This window comes from Buttiauxella noackiae ATCC 51607, from assembly GCF_001654865.1.
Taxonomy (GTDB): domain Bacteria; phylum Pseudomonadota; class Gammaproteobacteria; order Enterobacterales; family Enterobacteriaceae; genus Buttiauxella; species Buttiauxella noackiae.
In genome coordinates, this window is sequence record NZ_LXEO01000086.1 from 1 (window position 1) to 579 (window position 579).

The 579-nt window shown below is 46.1% G+C and carries 1 protein-coding gene and 1 pseudogene; both read left to right on the forward strand.

Annotation, left to right across the window (positions count from 1 at the left end):
• Nucleotides 1-499: pseudogene (locus M979_RS22225) on the forward strand (LysM domain-containing protein); the annotation flags it as partial.
• Nucleotides 448-579: inverse autotransporter beta domain-containing protein (locus M979_RS24110; RefSeq protein ID WP_157093303.1), on the forward strand; the 132-nt coding region annotated here is incomplete at its 3' end. The pseudogene M979_RS22225 and the gene M979_RS24110, both read left to right, overlap by 52 nt.

The following is a 579-nucleotide window of genomic DNA, read 5'->3' on the forward strand; positions in this document are numbered from 1 at the left end:
ACCTGTATATAAATATATGGTTTGGGCAAATATATCAGTACAGTTGCTGTTCCCGGTAGCCGCTGCCTTTACACCAGCGATTGTTGCTGCAGCAGAAAAAAAAGGTTCTGCAGATAGTGCCGTTCTTAGACTCAGAACACAGCCGTGGGTCTTACAAAAAGGAGAAACGGTTGGTGACGTGGCTGCACGATATAATCTTTCTGTTGCTGGGCTTAAAAAATTAAATCAGTTTCGTACATTCTCAAAACCCTTTGAGCAGTTAACCACGGGTGATGAAATTGATATTCCTGTTGCAGATTCTGCGAGCCCTGTACAAACGACTGATAAGTCAGAGTCAGCAAAACAGACAGCAGATGTAACTCACTGGCTTCAGGGTAATGTTTCCAGCCTGGCCAATCCACTACCGGACCACATCATAATTCCCTCAATAATGCAGCCGTTTCGCAGATACGCTCGACAGCGGTATCCGGCAGTGAAGCTGCGGTCAGTCAATGGCTAAATCAGTTTGGTACAGCCCGAGTACAACTGGGCGTTGACGATCACTTCTCCTTGAACGAAACAGCACTGGATTTGCTCGTT